At 51.4% G+C, this 24,416-nt stretch carries 20 protein-coding genes and 2 riboswitches; of the genes, 5 read left to right on the top strand and 15 right to left on the bottom strand.

Annotated elements, in window-relative coordinates; genetic code table 11:
* Nucleotides 1–12: 12 nt before the first annotated feature.
* The 8 genes from ACTHRH_RS07840 to gcvT all read right to left on the bottom strand — a co-directional run bounded on the left by ACTHRH_RS07840 (nucleotide 13) and on the right by gcvT (nucleotide 11,088).
* Nucleotides 13–1,119, bottom strand: a complete 1,107-nt coding sequence (locus ACTHRH_RS07840) for an AI-2E family transporter (protein WP_144933769.1) — start codon at nucleotides 1,117–1,119, stop codon at nucleotides 13–15.
* Between the two features lie 251 nt (nucleotides 1,120–1,370).
* Nucleotides 1,371–1,802: a Dps family protein gene (locus tag ACTHRH_RS07835; protein ID WP_379288959.1), complete on the bottom strand. Its 432-nt coding sequence runs from the start codon at nucleotides 1,800–1,802 to the stop codon at nucleotides 1,371–1,373.
* A gap of 199 nt (nucleotides 1,803–2,001) precedes the next feature.
* Nucleotides 2,002–2,295 carry a hypothetical protein gene (locus ACTHRH_RS07830; RefSeq protein WP_379288957.1) on the bottom strand — a complete coding sequence of 98 codons (294 nt, stop codon included), beginning with the start codon at nucleotides 2,293–2,295 and terminating at the stop codon, nucleotides 2,002–2,004.
* Nucleotides 2,296–2,444: 149 nt separating this feature from the next.
* The gene (locus tag ACTHRH_RS07825; protein ID WP_144933766.1) at nucleotides 2,445–4,751 is read right to left on the bottom strand and encodes a thiamine pyrophosphate-dependent enzyme; all 2,307 of its coding nucleotides are present in this window, start codon (nucleotides 4,749–4,751) and stop codon (nucleotides 2,445–2,447) included.
* Nucleotides 4,752–4,898: 147 nt separating this feature from the next.
* Nucleotides 4,899–5,903 (bottom strand): 2-oxoacid:acceptor oxidoreductase family protein, encoded by a 1,005-nt coding sequence (locus tag ACTHRH_RS07820; protein ID WP_144933765.1) that lies wholly within the window; start codon nucleotides 5,901–5,903, stop codon nucleotides 4,899–4,901.
* Nucleotides 5,904–6,551: 648 nt separating this feature from the next.
* Nucleotides 6,552–8,027, bottom strand: a complete 1,476-nt coding sequence (gene gcvPB / locus ACTHRH_RS07815) for an aminomethyl-transferring glycine dehydrogenase subunit GcvPB (RefSeq protein ID WP_144933764.1) — start codon at nucleotides 8,025–8,027, stop codon at nucleotides 6,552–6,554.
* Nucleotides 8,024–9,376: an aminomethyl-transferring glycine dehydrogenase subunit GcvPA gene (gcvPA, locus tag ACTHRH_RS07810; protein ID WP_440414899.1), complete on the bottom strand. Its 1,353-nt coding sequence runs from the start codon at nucleotides 9,374–9,376 to the stop codon at nucleotides 8,024–8,026. The genes gcvPB and gcvPA overlap by 4 nt, the downstream gene beginning before the upstream one ends.
* A 620-nt stretch (nucleotides 9,377–9,996) precedes the next feature.
* On the bottom strand, nucleotides 9,997–11,088 hold the full coding sequence (gene gcvT, locus ACTHRH_RS07805) for a glycine cleavage system aminomethyltransferase GcvT (protein ID WP_440414897.1): 1,092 nt from the start codon (nucleotides 11,086–11,088) through the stop codon (nucleotides 9,997–9,999).
* A 262-nt stretch (nucleotides 11,089–11,350) separates the two neighbouring features.
* Nucleotides 11,351–11,453: riboswitch (glycine riboswitch) on the bottom strand.
* A 215-nt stretch (nucleotides 11,454–11,668) separates the two neighbouring features.
* Between gcvT and gcvH the strand changes: the two genes are divergently transcribed.
* Nucleotides 11,669–12,061 (top strand): glycine cleavage system protein GcvH, encoded by a 393-nt coding sequence (gene gcvH, locus ACTHRH_RS07800; protein WP_144933761.1) that lies wholly within the window; start codon nucleotides 11,669–11,671, stop codon nucleotides 12,059–12,061.
* Nucleotides 12,062–12,237: 176 nt separating this feature from the next.
* On the opposite strand, the gene ACTHRH_RS07795 is transcribed toward gcvH, so the two are convergent.
* Entirely contained in the window at nucleotides 12,238–12,789 is a 552-nt protein-coding gene (locus ACTHRH_RS07795; RefSeq protein ID WP_440414895.1) for a ubiquinol-cytochrome c reductase iron-sulfur subunit, read from the bottom strand.
* Between the two features lie 217 nt (nucleotides 12,790–13,006).
* On the opposite strand from ACTHRH_RS07795, the gene ACTHRH_RS07790 reads away from it, so the two are divergent.
* A complete protein-coding gene (locus ACTHRH_RS07790) occupies nucleotides 13,007–13,222 on the top strand; it encodes a hypothetical protein (RefSeq protein ID WP_144933759.1) in 216 nt (71 codons plus the stop codon).
* 97 nt (nucleotides 13,223–13,319) lie between these two features.
* Here the strand turns inward: ACTHRH_RS07790 and ACTHRH_RS07785 are convergent, their stop codons facing one another.
* Both ACTHRH_RS07785 and ACTHRH_RS07780 read right to left on the bottom strand, forming a co-directional pair.
* Nucleotides 13,320–14,396 (bottom strand): Gfo/Idh/MocA family protein, encoded by a 1,077-nt coding sequence (locus tag ACTHRH_RS07785; RefSeq protein WP_379288945.1) that lies wholly within the window; start codon nucleotides 14,394–14,396, stop codon nucleotides 13,320–13,322.
* Between the two features lie 189 nt (nucleotides 14,397–14,585).
* Nucleotides 14,586–15,446, bottom strand: a complete 861-nt coding sequence (locus ACTHRH_RS07780; protein WP_144933757.1) for an AraC family transcriptional regulator — start codon at nucleotides 15,444–15,446, stop codon at nucleotides 14,586–14,588.
* Between the two features lie 427 nt (nucleotides 15,447–15,873).
* On the opposite strand from ACTHRH_RS07780, the gene ACTHRH_RS07775 reads away from it, so the two are divergent.
* On the top strand, nucleotides 15,874–17,172 hold the full coding sequence (locus ACTHRH_RS07775) for an alpha-glucosidase/alpha-galactosidase (RefSeq protein ID WP_144933756.1): 1,299 nt from the start codon (nucleotides 15,874–15,876) through the stop codon (nucleotides 17,170–17,172).
* Nucleotides 17,173–17,436: 264 nt separating this feature from the next.
* Here the strand turns inward: ACTHRH_RS07775 and ACTHRH_RS07770 are convergent, their stop codons facing one another.
* Nucleotides 17,437–18,846 (bottom strand): hypothetical protein, encoded by a 1,410-nt coding sequence (locus ACTHRH_RS07770; protein ID WP_379288941.1) that lies wholly within the window; start codon nucleotides 18,844–18,846, stop codon nucleotides 17,437–17,439.
* A 152-nt stretch (nucleotides 18,847–18,998) separates the two neighbouring features.
* The gene (locus tag ACTHRH_RS07765) at nucleotides 18,999–19,802 is read right to left on the bottom strand and encodes a LysM peptidoglycan-binding domain-containing protein (RefSeq protein ID WP_144933754.1); all 804 of its coding nucleotides are present in this window, start codon (nucleotides 19,800–19,802) and stop codon (nucleotides 18,999–19,001) included.
* A gap of 2 nt (nucleotides 19,803–19,804) precedes the next feature.
* A riboswitch (cyclic di-AMP (ydaO/yuaA leader) is annotated at nucleotides 19,805–19,973 on the bottom strand.
* A gap of 157 nt (nucleotides 19,974–20,130) precedes the next feature.
* On the opposite strand from ACTHRH_RS07765, the gene ACTHRH_RS07760 reads away from it, so the two are divergent.
* The gene (locus ACTHRH_RS07760) at nucleotides 20,131–20,913 is read left to right on the top strand and encodes an SAM-dependent methyltransferase (RefSeq protein WP_379288938.1); all 783 of its coding nucleotides are present in this window, start codon (nucleotides 20,131–20,133) and stop codon (nucleotides 20,911–20,913) included.
* Nucleotides 20,914–21,119: 206 nt separating this feature from the next.
* Here the strand turns inward: ACTHRH_RS07760 and ACTHRH_RS07755 are convergent, their stop codons facing one another.
* The gene (locus tag ACTHRH_RS07755; RefSeq protein WP_144933752.1) at nucleotides 21,120–21,887 is read right to left on the bottom strand and encodes an FkbM family methyltransferase; all 768 of its coding nucleotides are present in this window, start codon (nucleotides 21,885–21,887) and stop codon (nucleotides 21,120–21,122) included.
* A gap of 17 nt (nucleotides 21,888–21,904) precedes the next feature.
* Nucleotides 21,905–23,020, bottom strand: coding sequence for an SAM-dependent methyltransferase (locus tag ACTHRH_RS07750; RefSeq protein WP_379288934.1), 1,116 nt, complete (start codon nucleotides 23,018–23,020; stop codon nucleotides 21,905–21,907).
* A gap of 249 nt (nucleotides 23,021–23,269) precedes the next feature.
* On the opposite strand from ACTHRH_RS07750, the gene ACTHRH_RS07745 reads away from it, so the two are divergent.
* Entirely contained in the window at nucleotides 23,270–24,394 is a 1,125-nt protein-coding gene (locus ACTHRH_RS07745; RefSeq protein ID WP_440414890.1) for a glycosyltransferase family 4 protein, read from the top strand.
* Nucleotides 24,395–24,416 lie beyond the last annotated feature (22 nt).

Here is a 24,416-nt window from a genome sequence, read left to right as displayed (position 1 = left end):
TGTGAGCCTCATTTAGATCTCCCGTTTAGCTTCCAGCTTGCGATTTACGAAAGCGTCAACTGCGGTTTTAATGACGGAGAAGACCGGGACGGCAACGAACATTCCGATAACGCCGAAGGTGCCGCCGCCTATCAGAATGGCCAGAATAACCCAGAGCGGACTGATGCCGACCTTGCTTCCCAGTATTTTGGGTCCCAGATAATAACCGTCGAATTGCTGAACCAGAAATACAAACAGCGCTACCCACAAAGCTTGCATGGGCGATACAAACAAAGTAATGACCGTTACAAAGATCATGCCGACCAAAGGCCCGAAGTAAGGAATGACGTTCGTAATGGTTATAACGACCGCTGCCAGAAGCGCATGAGGCGCTTGCAGCAGTAACAGTCCCAAGAAGCTTATCATGCCTACGATTAACGAGTCGAAGATCACCCCGGCGAAATATCTGGAGAAGGTTTGATCAATTCGTTTGACGGATTGAATGACCTGGTCCGCCTTATCCTCCGTCAGCAGAGCCTGAAGCAGCCTCCTCGCCCCGATAGCAAGCTTCTCCTTATCCTTCAGCATATAAATAGAGATGATCAGTCCAAGCACTAAACTGATTAACGTGGAGGTTAGCATAAATAACCCGGAAGCGATGTTGTTCAGAATCAGGCGAATAATATCGCTAATCTGATTCGATAGTGAATTGATGATTTCCTGAGCATGCTCGGCAATATTGTATCTTTGCGCCCATTCGTGTGTCAGAACCGTTTCCGTGACCCATACATTGGTTTTCTGAATATAAAACGGCAAGCTGGACAGCAAGCCGGTGACGCTCTCAATAACTCCCGGAGAGACGTAAGTAATGGAAATAATGATAAAGCCGAAGACGCTGGCATACACGATCGAAATACTGATCAGCCTTTTGAACCGGACCTTCGCCAGCTTGGATTCTATGAAATTAACAACAGGCCTTAGCAGATAAGCAATAAAAAAGGCGATGAAGAAAGGGTTCATCAGCTTAAGGATGGAAGAAAACCATTCCATTACCGAACCCAGGTTATTGACTAGTTTGAACAAAAGCAAAGAGATGATAAAAACGATAAAAAAATAAATAGTTCTTCTGTATTTTAGCACGAGGTCCCCCCTTACCCTTACTTCGGCTGGGGCTTCACTCCACCGCCATACCTTGGATATGTAAAATATACCTGATTTACCGGCAGCTTTTCAAGCAAATCGCACATTCCTGCAATCTTCCCCTGAAGCCTCATTGCTTTTCTAAAATCTAAACCTTCTTCTTATAAACATTCTATCGCCTTGACAGATTCATGGGTTCCCGAAAACACAAAAAAACCGGGAGAATCATCCCGGTTAATGGTAAATCAGGATCAGGCAAGGAAAGCCCGCAGCATCCATGCATCCTTTTCCAGCTCCGTCTGGAAATCAGTCAGCATATCAGCCGTCGGCCGGTCTCCAGCCTCATCTGCCTCAGCCGCAGTCTCTTTCAGTTCGCTTATCAATATGGAAACATCCTCGGCCAGCGTCCGGACCATTTGCTCCGCAGTTTCTCCACCTGCGGCCTCCTTCAGGGATGCCAGTCCCAGGCATTGCTGAAGGGTTACCGGCGGTTCTCCCTGGAGAGCCAGCACTCTCTCGGCCAAATCATCGGTATAAGCTGCTGCGCGATCATACCATTCTTCAAATTTCGCATGAAGAGTAAAGAAATGAGGCCCGCTGACTCTCCAATGATAATGATGCAGCTTGAAGTTCAACACCTGAAAATTTGCAATCTGCCGGTTTAATTGTTCGGTTATGTTCATTTGTTTACTCCTCCTTATGGATAATTGCAATAGATAATCATGAGCTTCTCTGATCAGATGATAACGATTATCAATTACATATTTATCTTAACATAAGAGGAGTTTATTTTCAATAATTATTCTAATATAATAATAATTCTAAATAACAGATGGCTTTGCTTAATTTTTTGCCGATCTTCATACCGCTGGCCATCCCGGCTTATTGCTCTTTTACTACCCAGGAACGTCCTTTCCCATCGAAATAAAGACGGGCTTGCGGATTATTATTTATTTTAACATTAAACAGCTTCAATGCATGCTCGTCCACATTCAATAGCCGCCAATTCTCCTTTTCCTCTAACCCAAGGCCGGCCAGCATTCCGGCTGCCTCTTCGGGATGGATCTCCCGCTCCACCTCGGTATGCCAAGCCCCGTAATACTCTAATTCGTACTTATTAAGCTGTAAGCAGCTGAATATCTCGTTCGTTTCGCTATTCCAACATACATAAAGCATACGTCTCCTCCTCGCCTCCCACTGAGTATGCAAGTGCAAAGAAAGGCACCCCGACAGCAAAAGAGAGTGCCTTCCAACTATAAGATTTCTATAAAAAACTATATACTTGAGAAAATCGCGATCCAAGAAATGAGTGCCCTTCTATGCGCCTATAAAGCGGGATGCTCATGCTTCGCTTTCAGAATAGACCAGCGTCTCTCCACTTCCTCTTCGAAAGCCTTCAATGCCTCCGCATATTCTTCCTTTGCCATATGCTTCGTTTTGCCCATAGTTTTCAGCCAATCGGCCACCGGAATCCGCTTCTTCTTCTCCTCCGGATTGTACGTAATATTCGTTATTCCGCGCTCGACTTCATATAGCGGGAAGAAGCAGGAGTCGACGGCCGCTCCGACAATGTTCGAGCCTTCTCCGTCATCCGACAGCCAGTTGAGCGGACAGGCGATCAGAATTTTGCCGTAGACCAAACCTTCATTTTGCGCATACCACTGGGCCTTGGCCGCTTTGCGCACCAGGTCCTGGGGATAGGCCTCGGAGCCCGTAAACACGTAAGGAATATGAGTCGCCGCCATAATTTGCGCCGTATCCTTGTGATGGAACAGCTTCCCGCCCTGGAAAGAACCTACATTGGAGGTCGAGGTGCGATGGCCCATCGGGGTCGAATAGGACAACTGAGCTCCGGTATTCATATAGCCCTCGTTATCGTATTCCAGAATAATCATCTTATGATTGCGAAGCGCCGCCCCGATAGCCGGCCCCATGCCAATATCCATTCCGCCGTCGCCGGTAATCATGACGAACGTGAAATCATCCGGCAGGTTCAGATGCTTCAGCTCGCCTCTACGCTTCCTCTCCCAGAACATCTCCACGACTCCGGAAAGGGTAGCGGCCCCATTCTGAAACAGGTTGTGAATGTACGTCGCTTTATGAGAGGAATACGGGTAACCGGTCGTTACGACCATCGCGCATCCGGTATGGAACAGGGCTACAATATCGCCCTCGATTCCTTTAAAAAACAGCTCCAGACCCGAGAAAATCCCGCAGCCCGGACAAGCGCCGTGACCCGGGGCAATCCGCTTCGGCTTGCGGGTCAATGAGCGCAGCGGCGGCATCTTGACCGTCAGCTTGCCGCTTTGTTCATCCGGCTTAACCGTGATGAGACCGGTTTTCAGCTCCTCGAATTTCATCGGCTGCAGAACCCTCTTCGGGGCTTTGGCCGGGTCTCCGGGAGTATGCCCGAAATAATCGAACGGCACCTCCACCTTGCCTTTGGCGGCAGCATCCATAGCCAATTGAAAGAAATGGTGGCCATCCTCGGCGTAGAAATCTTTGCCGCCCAGACCATAAATGCGGCTGATAACCAGCGTATTCCGATTGCCGTAGGTAAACAACGCTGCCTTCACTTCGTTCACCATATTACCGCCATGCCCACCGTAGGAATCGGCCCGGTCCCCGACCGTCACCGCCTTGACGTTCTGCAGCGCTTCGGCAATCGCCTTGGCCGGGAACGGGCGAATCATGTTGGGCGAGATGGAGCCGGCCTTCACACCCTTGGCCCGCAGTTGATCGACCACGTCCTTAATGATTTCGGCGGATGAGTTAAGCAGGAACACCGCGACCTCCGCATCCTCCATCCGATACAGATCAAGCAGCGGATAATCCCTTCCGGTCAGCTCATAATACTCCTTGCGAATCCGGTCATAGACCTTCTCTGCGTTATACATGGCTACCGATTGCTGATAGCAGTTATTGATATAGTCCGGCTCGTTCATATAGGGACCTACCGTAATCGGGTTGTGCCGATCCAGCGTATCCGGAAAGCCGCGTACCGGCTCCTCCCCGATAAATTTATGAACATCCTCGCGATGGGCGAAAGTCTGTACCTTGCGCTTCTGATGAGAGGTAAAATAGCCGTCGAAAGCAACCAGAACAGGCAGGCGAACCTCCGGATCCTCCGCAAGCTTGATCGCCATGATGTTCATATCATAGACCGCCTGCGGATCACGGCACATCAATATCGGCCATCCGGTATTAAGGGCATAGTATAAGTCGGAATGATCGCCGTGAATATCCAGCGGACCCGACACGGATCGGCAGACGAGATTCATCACCATCGGAAAGCGGGTGCCCGACTGCACCGGCATTTGCTCCAGCATATACAAATAACCGTTGGCGCTTGTCGCGTTGAACACCCGCCCACCGGCCGTCGAAGCCCCGTAGCAGACTCCGGCGGACCCGTGCTCTCCGTCAGCCGGAATCAGTACGATATCATGCTGACCGTTTGCTTTCATCAAATCAAGAAACTGGGCCACCTCCGTCGAAGGGGAAATCGGAAAATAACCCATTATATGATAATTAATCTGATGGGCCGCATAGGCAGCCATTTCGTTTCCGGATTCGTATACAATCCTTTGCTCGACCTTCCCCTGACCCAATTCCTTCTTCAAATCCATAGCCATTGGTTGTTCCACCCTTCTCTCCATGAATGATCCAGGTCTCTATAGAAGCCCGTGAATCATTGAACATTACGCGCATCACTCGCCAAGCTTGGGCTTCCAATCGCTTACTTAGTAACTATTCGTTGATCTTTCCTTAGCGTAATTTCCTCACAAAGCCAGGTTAAAACGATGAGGCACCCGGTTCTGTTCCGCATAGCCCTCCTCTTCTCTTGCGCTGGCCAGCGCCTCCGTCGGACAAGCTTGAACACATTTCAGGCAGCCTTTGCAATACTGATAATCGATTCCCTGCAAAAACATTTGCGGCCGTCCCCTCCGGTCCTCCTGCTCTTCCCATACAAAGCAGAAATCCGGACACACATTGTCACAGGCGGCGCAATGAATGCATTTCTCCAGATCAAAGTGAGGCATCATTCCCGCCCGCGAAATGCTTAAATCCTTCAAAATACTGTTGCCCGGGTTCGTGATCGTCCCTCCCAGCGGCTGGGTGGCGTACCCCAGAAGCGGCGTGTCCTGACGAATATAGGAAGGCATCGCCTCACCCGGAGGCAGCTCGAAGGTTTGTGATTTCACTTCGTTGAAACCCCTTTCAAACGTGCGGAGCGCTGGTTGAACCGCTTGCGGGTATTTCTTTTCCAGCGACTTGCGGATCACCTGCTTCATCTGTTCCGGGTCCAGGAAAGGGCAGAGCTTGAACAGGCCGCCGAGCATGGCCATGTTGACCCGGTTCTTCTCCTCCAATGCAATTGTAATCGCATCGAGAACCGCAATCGTTCCGGCCTTCAAGTTCATTTTTTGCTTGAGCTGTTCGGGAGTTTTAGCTGAATTCACCAGGACCAGACTGTCTTCATATATGCCGCTGATGACATTGATGGTTTTGGACAAGGATTCGTGGAAGATGCCGACGATGTGAGGCCGTTCAATAGGTGTGGTGTCGCGGATATTGGTGGAATTATCGCAGAAACGGATGTGTGCCTTGACAGGGGAGCCTTTCTTTTCTGAGCCGTAGGAGGAAAAGCTGACGCCGTTCAATCCGGAGCCGATCACGCCTGCTTCCGCAAGCATTTTGCCAGCCAGGTTGGCCCCGAGGCCGCCAATCGATTCCAGCCGGATTTCGAAAAATCCGAGCTCATTCACTTTTGGCAGAGTAACCATTGCATTGCTCCTTTCGCAGGACAAGGTTATCTAAATATTTCGAATATTTGCTATATTTTTATATTAGCAGTTAATTCTCTTTAATCAACCATTATTTGTTACAGGAATCTAAAAAACAAGCCCGATTGGGAGAAAATGTGCGGTTAAGCTGCGGCTTACGAATTTAATTATCATAATTAATTATTAATGTCATTAATATTAAACAGTACTAACCATGTATCCTCCCTCTTCCCCGATTAGGTCGCGGCAGTTCAGTTAAGTCGAGTGATTATGAAGCTTCATGCCTTGAGTCATATAAATTGCGAAAATACAGGAATTTTTGCTCTAGATAGCCCCGATCGCCACTCCAATAAGCAGAAAGAAGTACTTTTGCGTCCAACTGCCCCAGAACAGGCTCATAAAAGAAATACTCTCAGGCTTTATGCCGCTGCCGATTATCAATCCTAAAGTCCCATTAAGGGGAGATAGATCCTATTGGACCATCTCCCGACCATATGGGCAGCAACGCCGTTCCAGTTGCAAGGTTCCTGCATATTTCCTCTTCCATTATTACCTTCTATAAACAGATTGCCTGTCTACGCCTATGGACTATTACTCTTCAGATGCCGCCGTGTATTACAGCTTAAATTTGGTTCGTCGGGCAAACTCTTACGGGGCGCAGCTGCAGTTGAGCACAGGCTTGCGGGCGGCCAAGGCTTCGTCCAGCCTCTGTACTACCGTCGTATACGGAGCATTCTTGACCCTTTCGGGATCGTGCTCCGCCTCCTGAGCAATCTGAATCATTGCCTCGATAAAGCCGTCCAGCGTCTCCTTGCTTTCCGTTTCCGTCGGCTCGATCATGATGCATTCCTCGACGTTGAGCGGGAAGTAAATCGTCGGCGGATGATAGCCGAAATCCAGCAGCCTCTTGGCCATATCCAATGTACGCACTCCATGCTTCTTCTGGCGGTTGCCGGACAGTACAAATTCATGCTTGCACTTCCGGTCGTACGGCACATCGAAATAGGGAGCAAGCTTCTTCAGCATATAATTGGCATTCAATACGGCATTTTCCGATACCTGACGCAATCCTTCCCCGCCATAGCTCAATATATAGACATAAGCCCGCAATAAAATGCCGAAGTTGCCGTAGAAGCTTTTGACCCTGCCGATGGAATGCGGGAAATTGTAATCCAGGAAGTAGCTCCCGTCTTCTCTGCGGGCTACGATCGGCGTCGGCAGGTACGGGATCAGCTTCTCCTTCACCCCGACCGGCCCGGCTCCCGGACCTCCGCCCCCGTGAGGGGTGCTCATAGTCTTGTGGAGGTTGAGATGTACCACATCAAACCCCATATCTCCGGGCCGGGTTATTCCCATAATGGCGTTTGCATTAGCGCCGTCATAATAAAGCAGCCCTCCAGCCTGATGCACAATGTCGGCTATTTCGGCAATGTGCTCCTCGAATAAGCCGAGCGTGTTCGGATTCGTCAGCATCAGCGCTGCCGTATCCGGGCCCGCCTCTTTCCGCAGGGCATCCAGGTCCACCAGCCCCCTCGAATCGGAAGGGATGGTGACCGCTTCGAAGCCGGCCACGGCAGCGCTTGCCGGGTTGGTCCCATGGGCCGAATCGGGAACGAGCACCTTGGTCCGCCTCTCTCCTCGGCTTTCATGGTAGGCGCGGATCATCATCAGCCCGGTCCATTCTCCATGTGCTCCGGCCGCAGGCTGCAGCGTTACCTGATCCATGCCGGTAATTTCCTGCAAATCCTTCTGCAGCCGGTATAACACTTCCAGGGCGCCCTGAATGGACTCCTCCGGCTGGTAAGGATGAATTTTCGCAAATCCCGTCATTCTTGCCGCATCCTCGTTGATTTTCGGATTATATTTCATGGTGCAGGAGCCCAGCGGATAAAATCCGTTGTCGATCCCGAAATTGCGCCGCGATAATTCCGTATAATGCCGGATGACATCGACTTCATAGACTTCCGGCAGCTCTGCCGGCTGCTTCCTTAACAGAGAGGCCGGAATCAGGGAAGCCGGATCGGCTTCCGGCACATCGCACGGAGGCAGGGAATAACCGATCCGCCCCGGTCGGCTCAGCTCGAAAATCGTAGCCTTGTCATGCTTTTCTCCACTGCCGCTCATAGCAATCCCTCCAATGCAGATGTGAATGTTTCGATTTCCTCCCGGCTCCTCTGCTCGGTAACAGCCACCAGCATATGATCCGCCAGCTCCGGGTAATCCCGCCCCAGATCGTAGCCGCCGATCATTCCCGCCTCAAGCAGTTCCCGATTGATCCGCCGGACATCACAGCCCCTCGGCAGCCGGATGACGAACTCGTTAAAGAACGGAGCGGAGAAGGCCAGCTTCATCCGGCCGGAGGAACCGATCGTCTGCGCGGCATAGTGCGCCTTCTGCAAATTAAGCCGGGCTACCTCGCGAATGCCCTGCTTGCCCATCGTCGATAAATAGACGGATGAGCAAAGAGCCAGCAGAGCCTGGTTCGAACAAATGTTGCTGGTCGCTTTTTCCCTGCGGATATGCTGCTCCCGCGCCTGCAGTGTCAGCACATAGCCCCTTCGGCCCTGGCGGTCTACGGTCTGCCCGACGATTCTTCCGGGCATCCTCCGCATCCACTGGGCGGATGCGGCAAAGTATCCGCAGGTAGGGCCGCCGAGTGCAGCAGGTATGCCCAGCGGCTGAGCGTCTCCCACTACCAGATCCGCCCCCAGATGGCCCGGCGCTTCCAGCAGACCGAGCGCCAGCGGATTGCTGCTTACGACCAGCAGCCCTTTCACTTGATGAATAAGCGGCTCGATCGCTCGAATATCTTCCACGCAGCCGAAGAAGTTGGGCGATTGCACAAGTACGGCGGCCGTCTCCTCATTGATAAGCGAAGCCAACTGCTCTATATCGGTGATCCCATCCCGGTAACCGGCCTCAACGACCTCCACGTTCAAGCCCTTGGCTGTCGTTCTCAGAATTTGCTTGGCTTCGGGATGCACTGTGCTGGAGACGACGATACGCTTGCGCCGGGTCGCCCCGACGGCCAGGGCACCGGCTTCGGCGAGAGCCGTCGCTCCGTCATACATCGATGCATTGGCTACAGCCATCCCGGTCAGCTCGCAAATATAGGACTGAAACTCGAAGATCGCCTGCAGCTCGCCCTGGCTGATCTCCGGCTGATAAGGAGTATAGGCGGTATAAAATTCCGACCGGGAAATGACATGCTGAATCACGACCGGAATATGGTGATCATAAGTTCCCGCCCCCAGAAAACAGGGATACCGGTCGAAATCCGCATTCTTGGCGGCCAGCCCGCGCATGTACCGCAGCAGTTGCGGTTCGCTTAACGCTTCGGAAACCTTCAGCTTCCCCTGGTATCGGATACCGGCGGGAATATCGGCAAACAGCTCTTCAACGGAAGCAATTCCGATTTCGCTCAGCATCTCTTGGCGATCCTGTTCCGTCAAAGGCAAATAACGGTGCATCATCCATTCAAGCTCCTTTTATCATTAATTTGAATAAGCTTGGGCTATTTTTCGGCTTCTTGTCGCCTTGTTTTATTTATTCAAAATACTGCAACAGAAGGGGACGCATGGCCCAAAGACGAGCAAAAGTGCATTGGAATCTCGCCTTTTTTCCTAAATTGAGCGAAAAACGCTCAAATCTGCATGTCTTTTCGGACAAAATGAGGCGATTCCCCTAAAATCGGCCAAAAGACCTGCACAATCGCTTTAGAATCAGCCTTACGCGGATTTCCCCCCAAAAAGACGTGCACTTTTGCTCTAGAATCAGCCTTACGCGGATTTCCCCCCAAAAGACCTGCATTTCTGCACGTCTTTCTCCCAACCTGAGCAGCGACCTTCCACAGTTACCTCTTCTCAGCCTGAGCAAGGACCCTCCACAGGATTCTCTTCTCCCAACCCGAGTAGTGACCTCCACAGTATCCCTTCCCAACCTGAGCAGCGACCTTCCACAGTTACCTCTTCCCAACCTGAGCATCGACCTTCCACAGTTACCTCTTCCCAACCTGAGCAGCGACCTTCCACAGTATCTCTTCCCACCCCGAGTAGCGACCCTCCACAGTCATCTCTTCGCAGCCCGTCGGCAGTTACCTGCTTCTCTTATAAAACGGCGTCGGCACGATGACCGCTTGAAGCCGTTTCCCTCTCACTTCAACGGCAACCTCTGTTCCGATGGCCGCATACTTGCGGTCGATCAATGCCAGGCCGACATTCTTCTTTAAGGTCGGAGACTGGGTGCCGGTCGTCACCTCTCCTATCCGGACATCCCCGCAATAAACCGGGTAGTGGCTTCTTGGAATTCCCCGGTCTATCATTTTTATGCCGACGAGCTTGCGCGGGGCACCGTTCGCCTTCTGCTCCGCCAGAACATCGCGTCCGATAAATTCTCCCTTCTCCGGTTTAACGAACATTCCGAGACCGGCTTCTACCGGAGTAATCTCCGGGGACAGCTCCTGGCCGTACAGAGGAAGCCTCGCTTCGAAACGGAGCGTGTCCCGGGCTCCCAAGCCGGCCGGAACGAGGCCGTCATCTCCGCCGGCCTTCAACAGCTCCTCCCAGAGCGTAATGGCATCGCTGCTGCGCACATACAGCTCGAAGCCGTCTTCCCCCGTATACCCGGTTCTGGACAGAAGCGCCTGGATTCCGGCGATGCGAATATCCTTCCGGAAATGAAAAGGCTTTAACCCGGAAAGGGGAGCCTCCGTCACCTTCTGTAAAATGGGCTCGGCCTTCGGCCCTTGCAGAGCGAGCAGCGCGGTTTCCGGCGATATATCCTTCCACCGGACATCGCCCGAGAGCTGTGAATCTATCCACGCTATATCCTTGTCGATATTGGCAGCGTTGATCACCAGCATGTACTCTTCCGCGTGAAACCGGTAAACGATCAAATCATCGACGACCCCGCCATCCGGATAGCACATAAAGCTGTACTGCACTTGGCCATCCTCCAGCTTCGACAGATCATTGGTCGTTATCCGCTGGAGAAAGCGGAACGCATCCGGTCCGGTCACCAGGACCTCTCCCATATGAGAAACATCGAATAATCCCGCCTGCCGGCGCACCGCATGGTGCTCTGATTGGATCCCGGCAAATTGCACGGGAAGCTCCCAGCCTCCGAAATCAATGACCCGTGCCCCGTATTTTTCATAAATAGGGTGCAGCGGTGTTCGTTTCAGCATAAACTTTGACCTCCAATCGCTTGATCGCTCCCGCCGCGCTCTTGTTCAAGACGGATTCCAAATCATATGAAATCTGTTTGGCCAAGATAGCGCATTCTTTCCATACATAAAAAAACAGAGCGGAAAGAACACAACCCGACGGCTGCGTTCCTCCGCTCTGTCCTTTTACCTGAGAGTTACCCCCGGGCTCCTAGATCATGAAGCTGGGGTTTCCCCTTGGGTGACCTGCAGCAACTTGCGCGCAGGCTCTCTCCAGAGATGCGTCCGGTGCAGGTCCTTTTGCCTGAGAGATTCACCCGCGGGCTTACTCCTTCGGCGTTACTGATTCCGGCTCCGCCGGCAGTAATCTCTCCCTTGCACCTTCATTCGCCCATATGTGTCGTCGCTTACGAAAATGCCCCCAAATGGGGATTTATACCATTATTATTCCACATCCTGCTTTTTTGTCAACCCTCTCTGCCGTCCTTGACACCGGTTCTTTAAGTATAATAAGCTAGTAGCGAATCCGTTAGAAGTGCGCCTGGTGTTTCCGCGCACTATAATGATGTTGTACGAATATGCGTAAAGCGAGGGATTTTCGATGAGCGAGATCAAATCCGGTTTATACTACAGCAAAGAACATGAATGGGTCGAGAAGCTCGACGGAAACAAGGTGAGAATCGGCATCACCCACTTCGCCCAGAATCAATTGGGCGACATCGTATTCGTGGAGCTGCCGTCCGAAGGAGATGAGATTCATGCCGGGGACAGTACGGGCAGCGTAGAATCGGTCAAGACCGTATCGGACATCTACTCTCCCGTCTCGGGCATAGTGATCGCCGTAAATAGTGAACTGGATGACTCCCCGGAGCTGGTTAACTCCGATCCTTACGGCAAGGGCTGGATGTTTGAAGTGGAGCTGAACAGCGAGGACTCGCTTGCCGGACTTATGAATGCCGACGAATATCGGGAATTTACCGACGGCGAGGAATAAATTCGTATCAACTTCCGCTGACGATCGATACAAGCATAAACGGCTGCCACCGTCCGTTGGACAGGCGAAATATAAGAACAGGTATAAGGTGAAGCTTATACTTTCTTATATTTTGAGAAAAACCGCCTCACGAGGCGGTTTGTTTTGTTGCCGGGAAAGAGATCCCGCCAAGCAAATTATTTTCTCTGCCCGGGATGAAGTACGGCAATATATACTTTACCCTCCCGCACAATCGGTTCGAAGACATCGAGCGGCCGGGGGGGAGGTCCTCCAATGTGGCGTCCTGTTTTATCATATTCTCCCCCATGGCATGGACATAAGAAAGCCAGCCCCGGTTTCTCTAATCTGTCTTTATCCGAGGCGGTCGTCACATTACAGCCAAGATGCGTGCAAATCGGCGACATAATGAGAAGTTCGCCGTCCTCCGAACGGGTGACATAGACGAAGCCGTGACGCTTCTGTTTAACCCACCCATCCTCTATCTCGACGTCGTATTCGACCTTCACCGTATCCTTTATATCGGCAAAATCGGACTCGTCCCCAAGGAGAGCCAGGTTGGCCGGTTTCATCTCCTGCTTCGGCTTCCGCGCAGCGCTGCTGCTCTTAGCCCCCAGATAGAATACGGTGCCGGACAGCGCCGCATAACCGGTGATCCCGAGCACCAGCTTGCCGGCCGTCCCCAGAAATCGGCGGCGGCTGATTTTTATCCGTTGGCCGGAGTTTTCCATGTTCGTCACCTCCCAATAGTCATCCATATTCTATTTTACCTGTTCGGCTGTCCGGAAGCTCAATCGTTTTTTGAACATTCCGAGAAATCGCGGCATTGTCTTTATATAAATTTAATCCAGTCGCCCCTTCATCTTCCCGCGGGATGTATAGAAGTCCGCTTGTGCGGGGATGGTATAGGTGATTTCCGCCAATTTTTACTAAAGGAGCTTGAAATCTATGTCTGACGAAAGAAAACCTGATCTGACAGACGAGCAAAAAATAACCGGCCAAACCGCTTTTGAAACTGCCGGCATCCCGACTCCTCCCGACCAGGAAGACATGGGGGCCACCGATGGAATCAGCGAGGTTGTGGAAGCCATCTTGGACAATATCGAGGACAACCTGTTCCCGGCATCGGAGGATGAGGAGCGGCCTTGGAGAAACCGTAAGTAGCAGAGAGACAAGACCGTGCGAAACCCGCACAAAAAAACCGCCTTCAGACCCTAACGGCGTCATCAGCGGTTTTTTTACATATATAGATAAAATGGCGTCAGAAGCTATGATTGGCGAACTCGGGATTCTGCCTGAAGCATTCTTCCATGACGGCAATTTGCTGGCGGACCTGCTCAGGTGTAATCTCCAGCGGTTGCCCGTTGGCTAACGAATTATAGAGCATCGTGTAGAACTTCTTGCCCATCTGGTCAAAGAATCCCCCGTCCTCCTGGGACAGATCCCAGCTTTCCTCGTACCACTTAAGCTCTTCTCCGCAATATGCGGGCGTGCCGTCGGCATTGCTCAGCGGCTCGCTGACCAGGCTTTGCTCCGGCGCTTCCTCAGGCTTGTAATACTTCCAATCCAGATGCTGGATCGACCCTTTAATCCCGCCGAGTGTCCCTTGAACGTTATAGGTTCCTTCCGGATAAACGCAGCAGGAGGAAATCTCTACATCGATCGTAGGTCTTCCGTTTCCATGCAGGATCAGCTTGACATAATCCTCCGCATCCCCGAAAGAGTTCGCCCGGTCCATCATGCAGGTGACCTTCGGCATGACATCGTTTCCGTACAGCTGAAGAGCCTGGTCGACCGGATGCGGCCCCGTATTGAGCAGATTGCCCCCGTTCTTCTCCTGAAGCGTCTGCCAATCCCATCTTCTGGCAAAACCATTATAAGAGATGCTTACTTGAACGACCCGGCCAATCACCCCGGAGTCGATAATTTGACGAATTTTCTCGAAGGCGGGAGAATAACGGGATTGCTGGTATATGGCCAACAGCTTGCCCGAATCCTTCGAAGCTTCGATCAGCTTGTCCACATCGGCCACTCTTCTGGCGAGAGGCTTTTCGCAGAGCACGTTGAAACCGCTGTTCAGACACTCCAACGATACCGGAACATGAAGCTGGCTCGGCGTTGCATTGATGATCAGATCCAGATCCTTCCGTTGGAACAAGTCACGATAGTCGGCGTAAGCATCGCAGTTCAACTCAGCCTCCGCTCTTTGTCTGCGATCTTCCATAGGGTCGGATACGGCGACGATCTGATACAGTTCCGGAAGCTTTTTAATAATATAAGCATGAATATCGCGTCCGCTTCTGCCCTGACCTATGATCCCCACTCTTAATCGTTTCATTAGGTGCAACCTTCCTTTACTGGATTGGATTTTTACCTATCTTCTACCATAGCAACGGAAGAACGGATTGACAAGCCTTTTCTGGGGGCAAATTCAATTTCCCCTTGTCTTTAATTTGTCTGAAAAATATATCCCGAAGCAGTCGCATCGCTTCTTCCCCTTCTGTCCGGTTTCCCGGCTCTTCGGCCTTTAGTATTGGCAGTCGTAGACAGATCCTCCCTGAAGCTCCCGGTAACGGGTGGGCGAGCTGCCGAACCATTTCTTGAACTGCTTGGAAAAATAGAGCGCATCGGGGAAACCGACACTGGACGCAACCTGTTCGATCGTCAGCGGCTCCCGCAGTAATAAGCGCGCCCGTTCCATACGGATTTTCAGCAAAAATTGCATCGGAGACACTCCGGTATGCTGCTTGAATATTTTCGATAAATAAGAGCGGTGATAGCCGAGCGTATGGGCCATCTGTTCGATAGAAACCGGCTGTGAATACTGCAGATTCAACCACCGGATCGCCTGCTCGACCTGCAGCTGCACCGGATCCGCGCTGGAGGAACGGGAAGGCAGCACATCCAGCTGTCTCGCATATTCCGCTAACAGCAGGCGCAACAAAGCGCCGGCCTGCAGATCGCAGGACGGATGTCCCTCCCCGAGAACATGGGCCATCTTATGAAACAGGACGGGAATTTTACGGTTTCCCTTCGTGCTCACCGTCGGCTGGTAAGGGGTGATGGACAATTGCGTCAGCAGCTCATCTGCCCGGGTTCCCTTAAAGCCGATCCATATATACCGCCAAGGGTCCTGTTCATCCGATTCGTAGCTGGACAGCTCCCCCGGAAAGATGAAAAAATGCCCTCCCTCCGACAGCTCGTAATCTCTACCCCTGCAGCGGAATCTTCCTTTACCGGAGAGGACGTAATGAACCAGATGATAATCCAGCACCTGCGGCCCCACTTTATGCGATGGCGGCGTTTGCGCCTGGCCGGCAAACAAGACGACCAATTCCCCGTTACCCGGGTAAAGATTTAGAGACACCGTATGAGTCGGTTTACCCATCACCTTCCCGCTCCTTTCTCTATGTTATCAGGCCATTCCTGCGGATAGGCCACGTCCATCCATATTCCGTCCGGAACCTTTTCGATCCGCTTACAGCCCGGACGGCTATATTATTCAAAGTAAAACAACTGCAGACGCATTGCAAGAGTCCGGGTCAAAATCACCTGACCAAATCATTCGGGGGATGAGCTTTGGTGTTAGATTGGTTTGATCGCCCACAGGTCCCGGCATGAATTCAGAATAAGGAAGCTTATCCCTCCATCTCATACAAAAAACAACATTTCTCCATACGAAAGTGAAATGATTCCATATGCAAGCGCCTCCCCGAACCGTATAGTCATAAGTAACGGCTTAGCCATCCCCAAGTACAAAGGCAGTGCCTGGAGATGGATGACAACATCAATTTACTCAAGGAGGCCTTCTAACCATGTCCAAAATTACTTTCCTCGGGGCCGGAAGCACGGTCTTTGCCAAAAATGTGCTGGGAGACTGCATGCTGACCGAATCACTGCAAGGATTCGAGCTCGCTTTGTTTGACATCGATCCCGTCAGGCTAAAGGATTCCGAAAACATGCTCAACAACCTGAAACAGACGACGGGAAGCCGTTGCCGAATCGTTGCGTATTCGGATCGCAAGGAGGCGCTGCGGGGAGCCAAATATGTAGTGAATGCAATCCAGGTCGGAGGATACGACCCTTGTACGATCACGGACTTTGAAATTCCGAAGAAGTACGGCTTGCGCCAGACCATCGGGGATACGATCGGCATCGGCGGTATTTTCCGAAACTTGCGGACGATTCCCGTCATGCTCGATTTTGCCAAGGACATCCGCGAGGTATGCCCGGACGCCTGGTTCCTGAACTATACGAATCCGATGGCCGTATTGACCAACACGATGATTACATACGGCGGTGTCCGTACGGTCGGGCTGTGCCACAGCGTCCAGGTTTGCATGCCGCATTTGTTCCGCCAGCTGGAAATGGATACGGAAGGAGTTCAAACCAAAATCGCCGGAATCAACCACATGGCCTGGCTTCTGGAATGTACGAAAGACGGGATTGATCTGTATCCGGAAATCAAGCGCAGAGCGAAGGAGAAGCAGAAGGAAAAGCATAATGATATGGTCCGTTTCGAACTGATGTTCCGCTTTGGCTACTACGTAACGGAATCATCGGAGCATAATGCGGAGTACCACCCGTATTTCATCAAGAAGAACTATCCCGAATTAATCGACCGTTATAATATTCCGTTGGACGAATATCCGCGGCGCTGCATCCGGCAAATCGAAAGATGGCAGACCATGCGCGATGAACTGGTGAACAACCGCAGCCTTGAGCATAAACGCTCCAATGAATACGCCTCCTATATTTTCGATGCGATGGAGACGAACCGCCCGTTCAAAATCGGTGGGAACGTGATGAACACCGGACTGATCACCAATCTTCCCAAGGAGGCCTGCGTTGAGGTTCCTTGCCTCGTAGACGCAAGCGGCGTCACGCCGACCTATGTAGGAGATTTGCCTCCGCAGCTAGCCGCACTGAACCGGACGAACATAAACACCCAGTTATTGACCATCGAAGCGGCGATCACCCGCAAGAGAGAGCATATTTATCACGCCGCCATGCTGGACCCGCATACATCGGCAGAGCTCTCCATCGATGATATTGTCTCCTTGTGCGATGACTTGATCGAAGCCCATGGCGACTGGCTGCCTAAATATAATTAATCATTGTTCGGCAACGAATCATCAGAACGGGGCCGATCTATAGAAGGCACTTCCTTAAAAACCGGGCGAACGGATACGTTACGCCCGGTTTGGATTTGCGCAGTCTTGGCATGCTTTGCGCCAGAGGCTGCTTGGAACGATCAGCTCGGCAAGCTTCATGTGAAAAGTCGGCTACAGCACGATGAACAAGGTCCGAACCGGGCGTGCAGCGTTAGCCGTTCACGTTTAGACATAAGGAGTGCCATCTTTGGCGTTCGGGAAAATTTAGATCAGGAACATAGCGACAATGGTCGTCACGACCAAGCCGATCACAACCGGCCGTACATTGCGGCGAACCATCTCGAAAGGATCTACCCCGCAGATCGCCGCGGCGGGAATCAATGCCCAGGGAATCAAGGTTCCTCCTCCGACCCAAATTCCGGCAATTTGACCCAGCGCAGTCAATGTAGCGATCCCGGAGCCGATGGCCGTACCGAATAATTGGGCGATGGAGCCGGCCAACGAGATTCCCGAAAATCCGGAGCCATCCAATCCGGTAATGGCGCCGACGGTCGTAAGGGTAACGGCGCCCACCTCCTTGTTAACCGGAACCGTATTGGCGAGAGCGAGCCCCAAATCATTGACGATGCCTTGAGACCCCTCAGGCAGAACACTGCCGAATAAATTGAAGAAGGCCGAATCCCCCAGATAGAAGAAAGCGGCGATCGGAATGACGGGCCCGAATACCCTGAAGCCGAACTGCAGGCCTTCCACCAGATACTGTGTCGTTCTCTCCAGTCCCCGGTTGCGATGAGCAAGCAGGGTGATGGTGATCAGAATGACCACTGAGGTTCCCCCGACCAGAGCCGTTGCCTCCCCTCCCTGCAGCTTGAAGAAATACATGGCTGCCAAGTCGCCAACAAATAACAGTGGAATGATGACGGCCATAATTTTTTTGGCTTTGTCCGGCAGGGCAGCGGCCAGGGGGTCCTCTCCTCCTTCCGCTCTGGCTTCCCCCTTGCGGACCGCTCCGGTAGCGAGAGTAAGCTTCCCGGCTGCCATCTCCCGGCGCATCAGCCAGAAGGCAGCTACAGTCGTCACCGTTCCCATGACCAGAACTAACGGAATGCTGGCCTGGACAACCTCGGAGACCGGTATACCCGCAGCGTCGGCCGTCAGCTTGGGAGCCCCCTGAATGACGAAGTCCCCCGATAAGGCTATGCCGTGGCCGAACAAATTCATTGCGATGGCAACACCGAGCGGCGGCAGACCGACCCGAACCGCAGCCGGCAGCAGCACGGCCCCGATGAGCGCCACGGCGGGAGACGGCCAGAAGAAGAAGGAAATAACCAGCATGACCAATCCGACTGTCCAATAGGCTAGGCCGGGACTTCTCATCAGTCGGATAAAGGGGGACACCATCGTTTCATTAATTCCCGTTCTCGTTAACACCCGGCCCATGGACACGATAATCGAAATAATCAGTATCGTATTCAACAGCTCTGTGATCGCATAGATAAAGCTGTTGAAGATTCCGCTTACAGATTGGCTTAAGGACGATGTAGCCAACCAGCCGAGCAGAAAGATTCCGGCTATACATACAAGCGATGTATCCCTTCTCATGATCATGCAGCCGATAATCATGACGACAAACCCTACATACACCCAATGGATTCCGATCAGCTCTATCCCCATCTTGCACCTCCCTGCAGGCTTACACCCGGATAATTACAAAGTATGCTTGAGCCCGCAGGTTGGTTTGATCCCGCCCATGTTCATTGAAAAAAAAATCAGCCTCGCCTATTACGAGACTGATCGTTTATGCAAATCATTAGGATGCCGTATCTTTAGTTCAATACATAAACGGTTACGTTCTGAATGCCGAATTGGCTTGCAGTTGAACGGCTGCCCGGCATAAAGATGTCAATCCGGTCGCCCTTAATCGCTCCGCCCTGGTCGGTTGCCTTGCCGATCATTCCTCCGACAGGAAGCCCCTGACTGTTATAACCGGTAATATAAACGGTAGAATTCATAGGAATGACTGCCGGATCTACGGCTATCGTTCCCAGTTTCAGAGGATTACCGTAGTAATCGACAGGCCCCCATCCGTTCTCTTCATGCGAGGCGGAATAAGCGGTAGCGGAAGCCTGTATAACTTTGCTGTAAGTATAGGTTTCGCCCGTCGGCGTCGTTATCGTTTGCGCATTGCTCGCAGGCGCCGGAGCAGACTCCGGACTCGCACTTAAGGCAGCTACCGAGTGGTTCGAATTCGTGTAGCCTTCCGGCAATTCCAGCACAAGCCCCGGATATAAATTATAGGGATCATATTGAGAATTGGCCGCCATTAACAAGTCTAGAGGAATATTTAATTTCTGCGCTATTGTCCAGAAGGAATCCCCCTTCTGCACGGCATAAGAATGCTCCGTAGATACTGGAAGCGTAATCGTCTGGCCGCTTTGCAGGTTATACATATCCACTCCCATGTTGGCATTGATAACGGCCTCCAAGGATAGCTGATTCTTCTCGGAGATTGTCCATAAACTATCATTATCCTGAACCTGATAGGATGCGGCGAAAGCCGGAGAAGACAAACTGGCCAAAGACACACTTAATGTAAACGCTATTACTGTTGTTTTAACCAATCGTTTCATACTGAGCTCCTTTTCGCTGCCTGCGGAGTTAGTTGTCGGATTCGGGAGAAAAGGAAGTATCCCTACGCTAATATAAGCGACTCACCCCAAGTGCCGAGCAAGCCCAATTGTCGGCACATACCGTCCCCCGCACTTCAAGAAAATTTATTGAAGTTTCGGCGGTTAAAGTCTAGCATATTTTAATAGCCGGTTAAACGAGTAAAATATGGAAAGACTCTGCTGCTCTGGCCCTGTGCCGTGCCTTCCTTCCGAAGATACGCATACCATAGAAACATCACTGCATTTGGACTATTTTCAAATCCTCTTCGCAGAAGGAGCGATCCGTTCAATGTTGATTTCACAGGTGTGCAAACAACAGGACTTCGAGTCCGTCTGGCTACAGGAAGCTTGCCTCGCCTTGAAGGAGCCTCTGCAGTATCATCGAAAGCTGTGGGAATACTGTTATATCTATCAAGGGTTGTTGGAACGGGGAATGCTAGGCCCCGGCAGAAGAGGATTGGGATTTGGTGTCGGCAAAGAGCCGCTCGCCTCCTTATTTGCTTCCAGAGGCTGCTATATCACGGCCACCGATCTGGATGCTCCCTCCGCCTCCGTACAGGGCTGGGCGCAATCCAACATGCATGCCGCAGGTATTCAGGATTTGAATGAAAGAGGGTTATGCGATCCTGAATTATTTCGTCAGCGGGTTACCTTTGAAGTGGTCAATATGAATGCGATTCCTCCGCATTTATTTAACCAATTCGATTTTACCTGGTCCTCCTGCTCCTTCGAGCACTGTGGATCGATTGCGCTGGGCAAGCAGTTTATCTTGAACCAAATGAACTGCCTGAAGCCCGGGGGAGTTGCCATTCATACGACCGAATTCAACCTTTCCTCCAACGACCAGACGCTGGAAGAAGGCCCTACGGTCCTCTTCCGCCTTAAGGACATCGAATGGATGGTCCATACGCTGCGCGCACAAGGACATTCCATAGAAGTCGATTATTCGGTAGGCACCGGCCCGATAGACCGCCATATTGATGTTCCCCCCCATTCAAATCCGCACTTAAGACTGCTGTTGGCGCAATATGTCACTACCTCGATAGGGCTTATCATTGAGAAAGCGAAATGACCGCTCTTCTGTCCATAAGCGCAAAAAATCGTAAGAAGGATACCTTCTTACGATTTTTATTAGTTTCGGCTTAATTTATGGTTTGGGCCCAGCTATGCAAGTGTGCACTGCAGGGAGCTGATAAGTAAAACGATGACACTTGCTTGCCGCTTGCTCCGTTCCCATCTCTTAAAATGTGGTTACTGCTCCTGGATACAGGCGCAGCTTCAGCGGACAATCAGCAAGTCCAGTTGATCAGGGTCTTGATGCGCCTCCAATCCCGCTGCATCGGTAGGCACCACCTGTCCATCTCTGAACAAAATATGAAACCGGAATCCGCGTTGGACAAATTTCTGCAGAATCGGACCCGGGGTGCCTCCGCGCCATATAACCGGCAAATACTCCATTAGAATGATGATGGAAGGATTGTGGTCGATCACTTCAAAGACGCTATCCATAATCAACGGCTCCGCCCCGTCTACATCGATTTTAATCACGTCCGCTTTAAGGCTGGGAAGGAAGTCGGTGAGCAATCCTTGCTTGACTTTGAACTTTGTCGGCTCGTTGATAGCTTCAATTCCTAAAAATTGGATGCTTGTCCCGCCATCCCCTATCGTCTGAAATTCGGTTTCCCCTCTTTGATTGGACAGCGCGACCCGGTGCAGATGGACACGCCCGTACATCCCGTTGAAGGAAATGCTTTTTAACAGATTTCTATGGTGAAAAGGGTTCGGCTCGAATGCATGCACCTGGCCGGTAGGCCCTACAAGCATTCCGGATAAAATCGAGAAAAATCCGGTATGGGCTCCGATATCGAGCACGGTCATACCGGGTTTGACGATCGACAACATAATGTTTGTAATCCATTTCTCCCAATCGCCCGTTAATAGAATGGCTAAGTTAACCGGATCCCGTGTATCCAGAAACATATAAGGGCCATGATTTATATTTGTTAATACGGTGTTGTCACCCAAGTAATAATGAGGTCTGCTCAACTGAATCTCCCCTTCCGCTATAACGGCGCCAAGTAAATCGACGGCACACGCACCGCGCAAGCGTTCATATCGTGCTTATATAAACGCACTTCGACATCTTTTTCATCCTCATGCAAATAGATGACTTCCTGCAGCTGAGACGTTAGGAACAAGTGTTTTTGCCACAACAATTTATTAGCGGCATTGGACGTGATATCCAACGTAAAGTGGCCTGCGCCGACTATTTCTATCCGCACTTCGAAGCGGTATACCTGGACGGGCAATTTGATATACGGGCCAAAGAAAATGAATCCGGGCTGATTGCTTCGGATCCAACCGTCCTTATCGGAAGGCCTAGGCAGAATAAATGAAGAATAATACAGGTTGCCGATCCCCGGTGGAGTCTCATAGCGCAGTTCGGCAGGAGGGAGTTCGGCAAGCGCAGGAAGCTCGTCGGTTTTGTTCAAACGGATAACGGCGAGCCCGTTGGCCAGGAAGAACGGATGGTTGAACCGGCAGTCCGCCAAATCCCGCTCTTCACATTGAACCCATAATTGGCTCGGAGCTTCGAAGCTTATGTCCGTGTCCAGTTTCCTCATGAAGGAAAAGGAGACGGCGGTATCCGGAATATCATATTTAGCGGTCAGGAGCCGGAGATACTCCGAATTGAATTGAATAAGCCACCCTACGTCCGTTAGACGCCCGAACGGAACGGTAATGATCGCCTTGCCTCCGGGCTTCAGCAAATCGTAGATTTTGCGAATGGCCTTCAGCGGGGCCTCCCGGTCACCCGATTGGAACTCTCCATACGCCTTCTGCCCGATATGCTCTACGGTCGATGCGCATACGATGACATCGTATCGAGTCTGAACGTCCATTAAATCGATGTTGATTACTCCCGGCCACTTCTCGAATTTATCGATAATATGCCGGCCGGCCAGACCGGGAAGATGCTCGATCAGATCCGGATAATGGGAGAGCACGTTTCCTACCTCGAGAATAGAGCCTTCTTGCCCATGCTCCTGCAAAAAATCAATCACGATCGGAATTTCAACCGTTCTTTCGGACCAGTTGTTCTTAGGAATTCTGTTGTATGGCAGCATCTTGTTATTATAGAGAAAATGAGCTCCCATCTGATGCCCGAAAATTCCCATATTCATCCATCCTTTGGTTTCTACTGAAGAACTGAACTCAAAGAGAGAGCGGCAATCAAGCGTGTGATCTAATATATGCGGGGAGGAAAATCGGGGTATGGACGAATGAAGACATCCCCGATCGATGGTAAGAGCATCTACCCAATTTTCCTTGTTTTTGATTCAAACACCTAATTCCCCCCTTCCGTAGCGCCATATACTGGTTACTAATCCGCAGTTTTATCGGCCGATTAAAGGGGGAAGCCTTCGATGAAGTATACCGGGGTGTATTGGATGGGGCCCGTCCTGGACATGGGAGGATACGGCAACGTATCCCGAAATTTCATAAAAACGTTGGAAACGATGAATATCCCCGTGCAAATCCATCCTATAGGGCCGGATCACGCGGAAATCGGCGAACAGACGAAACAATGGCTGCAGCGGTTATCCACTCCCAAGATTGGAGACAGAGTCGTCTTCATCCGCCACGGATTACCTCCCCTGTTTCGGGAGCATTTTCATGTACCGAACGTAGCCCGCCAGATTGGCGTTACATTGTTCGAAACGGACCGGCTGCCGAGCGGCTGGGCGGCGGAGGCCAACTTAATGGACGAAATCTGGGTCCCCTCCCGCTTTAATTACGAAACTTTCTCCCGCAGCGGGGTCAACCCCTCGAAGCTCAAAATCGTCCCGTACCCTATTGATGTAACGAAATATTATCCAGGGAAACCGTATCAGCAATTAATTTTCTCCCCGCCGATCCGGTCATTCGTGTTTTTGTACGTATTCGGCTTCGATTACCGCAAAGGGTATCAAATGCTTATACAAGCTTTCTGTGAAGAATTCTCTCCCGCCGAGGATGTAAGCCTGATCTTGAAGGTATATCTGCACAGCGGGTACAAAAGAGGGTTTGCGGCTAAAGAAATACTGTCCCTGATTCCGCCGGGCCGTTACAAGAATCAGATCGTGCTAATTACGATGCCTTTCTCGGAAGAGAATTTAATCAATCTCTATCAAAGCTCGGATGTCTATATTTCAATGGACCGGGCCAGCGGCTGGGGAATGCCGGCGATGGAAATGATGAGCCTGGGGAAACCCGTCATCTCCATAAATTGGGGAGGGGCAACCGAATTTATGAACGAATCGAACAGCTTCCTGATCGAGACGGAGAAAAATCTCGTTCCCGTCGACGAGAAATTGCAGCGGGAGCGGCCCGATTATTACCTTAACCATCGCTGGGCGGACGTTAGCATAGCGAACGTGCGCAAAACGATGCGGGAAGCCTACGAGAACAAAAGCAAACGGGAGGCGTTGGCGAGAAAAGCGGCTTCGGATATTCACCTTAACTTTTCTCCCGCGTCCATCGGGATGATCATTTCCAGACTGTTCAGTTAATGTCGATATCTTTAGAAGAGGT

The organism is Paenibacillus sp. SAFN-117 (genome assembly GCF_051966115.1).
Classification (GTDB): domain Bacteria; phylum Bacillota; class Bacilli; order Paenibacillales; family NBRC-103111; genus Paenibacillus_L; species Paenibacillus_L residui.
Note: the sequence above shows the minus strand (reverse complement) of the source record. Positions and strands in the feature narration are given on the sequence as shown.

What these genes read in the sequence shown, in the direction of transcription:
- ACTHRH_RS07835 (WP_379288959.1), bottom strand. Translation starts at nt 1,802, where the DNA reads ATGAACATAACCGAACAATTAAACCGGCAGATTGCAAATTTTCAGGTG.
- ACTHRH_RS07830 (WP_379288957.1), bottom strand. Translation starts at nt 2,295, where the DNA reads ATGCTTTATGTATGTTGGAATAGCGAAACGAACGAGATATTCAGCTGC.
- ACTHRH_RS07825 (WP_144933766.1), bottom strand. Translation starts at nt 4,751, where the DNA reads ATGGCTATGGATTTGAAGAAGGAATTGGGTCAGGGGAAGGTCGAGCAA.
- ACTHRH_RS07820 (WP_144933765.1), bottom strand. Translation starts at nt 5,903, where the DNA reads ATGGTTACTCTGCCAAAAGTGAATGAGCTCGGATTTTTCGAAATCCGG.
- gcvPB (WP_144933764.1), bottom strand. Translation starts at nt 8,027, where the DNA reads ATGAGCGGCAGTGGAGAAAAGCATGACAAGGCTACGATTTTCGAGCTG.
- gcvPA (WP_440414899.1), bottom strand. Translation starts at nt 9,376, where the DNA reads ATGATGCACCGTTATTTGCCTTTGACGGAACAGGATCGCCAAGAGATG.
- gcvT (WP_440414897.1), bottom strand. Translation starts at nt 11,088, where the DNA reads ATGCTGAAACGAACACCGCTGCACCCTATTTATGAAAAATACGGGGCA.
- gcvH (WP_144933761.1), top strand. Translation starts at nt 11,669, where the DNA reads ATGAGCGAGATCAAATCCGGTTTATACTACAGCAAAGAACATGAATGG.
- ACTHRH_RS07795 (WP_440414895.1), bottom strand. Translation starts at nt 12,789, where the DNA reads ATGGAAAACTCCGGCCAACGGATAAAAATCAGCCGCCGCCGATTTCTG.
- ACTHRH_RS07790 (WP_144933759.1), top strand. Translation starts at nt 13,007, where the DNA reads ATGTCTGACGAAAGAAAACCTGATCTGACAGACGAGCAAAAAATAACC.
- ACTHRH_RS07785 (WP_379288945.1), bottom strand. Translation starts at nt 14,396, where the DNA reads ATGAAACGATTAAGAGTGGGGATCATAGGTCAGGGCAGAAGCGGACGC.
- ACTHRH_RS07780 (WP_144933757.1), bottom strand. Translation starts at nt 15,446, where the DNA reads ATGGGTAAACCGACTCATACGGTGTCTCTAAATCTTTACCCGGGTAAC.
- ACTHRH_RS07775 (WP_144933756.1), top strand. Translation starts at nt 15,874, where the DNA reads ATGTCCAAAATTACTTTCCTCGGGGCCGGAAGCACGGTCTTTGCCAAA.
- ACTHRH_RS07770 (WP_379288941.1), bottom strand. Translation starts at nt 18,846, where the DNA reads ATGGGGATAGAGCTGATCGGAATCCATTGGGTGTATGTAGGGTTTGTC.
- ACTHRH_RS07765 (WP_144933754.1), bottom strand. Translation starts at nt 19,802, where the DNA reads ATGAAACGATTGGTTAAAACAACAGTAATAGCGTTTACATTAAGTGTG.
- ACTHRH_RS07760 (WP_379288938.1), top strand. Translation starts at nt 20,131, where the DNA reads ATGTTGATTTCACAGGTGTGCAAACAACAGGACTTCGAGTCCGTCTGG.
- ACTHRH_RS07750 (WP_379288934.1), bottom strand. Translation starts at nt 23,020, where the DNA reads ATGGGAATTTTCGGGCATCAGATGGGAGCTCATTTTCTCTATAATAAC.
- ACTHRH_RS07745 (WP_440414890.1), top strand. Translation starts at nt 23,270, where the DNA reads ATGAAGTATACCGGGGTGTATTGGATGGGGCCCGTCCTGGACATGGGA.